We start from the raw sequence: 2,257 nt of genomic DNA on the forward strand, positions 1-2,257 counted from the left end.
AACGACGCCTTTGTCCGCATGGTCCACATACCCGGGGTCATGGAGCGTCTGCTGCGCACGGTGCGCCAGCGTCTCGCGGGGTTCATCACGCCGATCCCGATCCGGGTCCGGGACGGAACGCATCTGATGCTGCGACCGGTACTGCCCGGTGACAGCGAGCGAACCGTGCACGGACACATCGAATTCTCCAGCGAGACGCTGTACCGGCGCTTCATGACGCCGCGCCTTCCCACGCCGGCGTTGATGCACTACCTCTCGGAGGTCGACTATGTCGACCATTTCGTCTGGGTGGTGATCGACGGGAAGGACCCGGTGGCCGACGCGCGCTTCGTGCGCGATGAAGACGACCGCAGCGTCGCCGAGATCGCCTTCACCGTCGCCGACGCTTACCAGGGACGCGGGATCGGCACGTTCCTGATCAACGCGCTGTCCATCGCGGCACGGGTCGCCGGGGTCGAAAGGTTCTCCGCGCGAATGCTTTCCGACAATCTGCCGATGCGCACGATCATGGACCACTATGGGGCGGTCTGGCAGCGCGAAGACGTCGGTGTGATCACCACCGTCATCGACGTGCCCGAGCGGCGCAACCACGGGTTTCGGCGTGACGTGGCCGCAAAGATCGAGCACGTCGCCCGCCAGATGATCGAGGTGGTCGGCTGAGCCCGCTCGTTGTGCTATCAACGGGCATGCGGCCGTTCCGGTTTGGCCCGGTGGCAACTCCCGCGATCGCGTTGCTGGTGGCGGCGTGCGCTCATGCGCCGGCGCCCGCACCGTCGCGGACGCCCGCCAAGGCGCCGCCGCCGACGGCGGTTAACCCCGCCAACATCAAACGGGTGGTTCGCGACCTGCCGCCCGGTTACGAGGCGTCCACGGGCATCCCCAGCGGAGTCTCCCCGGGGGCGATCTGGAGCCTGGGGCCCGACGCATCGGATAGCAAGGCGAGGCCGCCCCAGTGCGGGACCCTTGCCGATCCCGGCAGTGGACGCGACCAGTCGGCGCAGGGCGTGTCCGGTTCGGGCAGCGGCGGGATCGTCGACGCGGTGGTGGTGGCGTTGCCGGGGCCGGTCGAACTGCCGGGCGACGTCGTCGCCGCGTGTGGCCAGTGGACCGTGACCGCCGGGCGCAGCACGGCAAGCGTGCACCTCATCGATGCCCCGCATATCGATGGCGCCCAGACCGTCGGGATGGTGGCCGATGTCAAGTCGGCCGTCGAGTCGGGCACCGAGATCGAATCGCGCACATACACATTCACCGCCTACCTGGGCAACTTTTACGCGTTCACCACATTGACCACCGACCCAGGTTCGGTGGTGCCCGCCCTGCCCCCGCAGTTCGCCGCCGATCTGCTCGTCAAAACGGTGTCCACGTTGCGCAGCTGATACATCGGCCTTGGGTAGATTGGCCACGATGTTCAAGCTGGCGTTCGCGGTCGCGGTGGTGGGTGTGCTCGCCGGGTGCTCGTCGGGGGCCACCTCGGCCAAGGTCGACATCAAGAAGGTCTCCGAGGTCAAGTCGAGCTTCGGGCCCGACTTCAAGGTCACCGACATCGGCGAGCGGGGGATCGATCCCAAGGTGTTGTCCGGCCGCAAGCTCCCCGAGGGGCTGACGTTCGACCCGGCCAACTGCGCGAAAGCGGCGGCGGGGCCGGAAATGCCGCCGGACCTGCAGGGCAACATGGCCGCCATTTCCGCCGAGGGCAAGGGCAACCGGTTCGTGGTCATCGCCGTCGAGACCTCAAAAGCCTTGCCCTTCAACGACCCCGGTAAGGACTGCGCCAAGGTGGCGTTTTCCGGCCCGCAACTACGCGGCGGCATGGAGGTGGTGGATGCGCCGCAGATCGACGGGACCCACACGCTGGGGGTGCACCGCGTCCTGCAGGCGCTGGTCGCCGGCGGCCCTCGCACCGGCGAGCTCTACGACTACTCAGCCCAATTCGGTGATTATCAGGTGATCGTCACCGCCAACCCGCTGGTGATTCCCGGCCAGCCGGTCGCCCCGGTGGACACGCAACGCGCCCGCGACTTGCTCGTCAGCGCGGTGAAGGCGGTCCGCAGCTAGCGCGCGAACAGTCTCAGACCTAGCGCACACCGCGCGGGCGGAACTGGATGCTGACGCGCGGGCCCACCGGCGACGCCGTCTTGGGCACGGCGTGCTCCCAGGTGCGTTGGCACGATCCGCCCATCACCAGCAGATCCCCGTGCGCCTGCGGCAGCCGCAACGACGGGCCGCCACCCCGCCGGCGCATGGCGAAGGTACG

The 2,257-nt window shown here is 68.2% G+C and carries 3 protein-coding genes and 1 pseudogene; 3 read left to right on the plus strand and 1 reads right to left on the minus strand.

Annotated features, from left to right (window positions below; translation table 11 throughout):
* From A5709_RS13565 to A5709_RS13575, 3 genes are all read left to right on the plus strand, one after another.
* Positions 1–660, plus strand: a 660-nt coding sequence (locus A5709_RS13565) for a GNAT family N-acetyltransferase (RefSeq protein ID WP_067944113.1), incomplete at its 5' end; no start/stop codon positions are given.
* Positions 661–686: 26 nt separating this feature from the next.
* Complete coding sequence (locus A5709_RS13570; RefSeq protein ID WP_068120340.1) at positions 687–1,379, plus strand: DUF5642 family protein; 693 nt, start codon at positions 687–689, stop codon at positions 1,377–1,379.
* Between the two features lie 28 nt (positions 1,380–1,407).
* On the plus strand, positions 1,408–2,058 hold the full coding sequence (locus tag A5709_RS13575) for a DUF5642 family protein (RefSeq protein ID WP_067944115.1): 651 nt from the start codon (positions 1,408–1,410) through the stop codon (positions 2,056–2,058).
* 19 nt (positions 2,059–2,077) lie between these two features.
* Here A5709_RS13575 and A5709_RS27480 read toward each other — a convergent pair.
* Positions 2,078–2,257, minus strand: a pseudogene (locus tag A5709_RS27480) (alpha-ketoglutarate-dependent dioxygenase AlkB); the annotation flags it as partial.

The sequence above is a fragment of the Mycobacterium sp. E1386 genome (assembly GCF_001672745.1).
Classification (GTDB): domain Bacteria; phylum Actinomycetota; class Actinomycetes; order Mycobacteriales; family Mycobacteriaceae; genus Mycobacterium.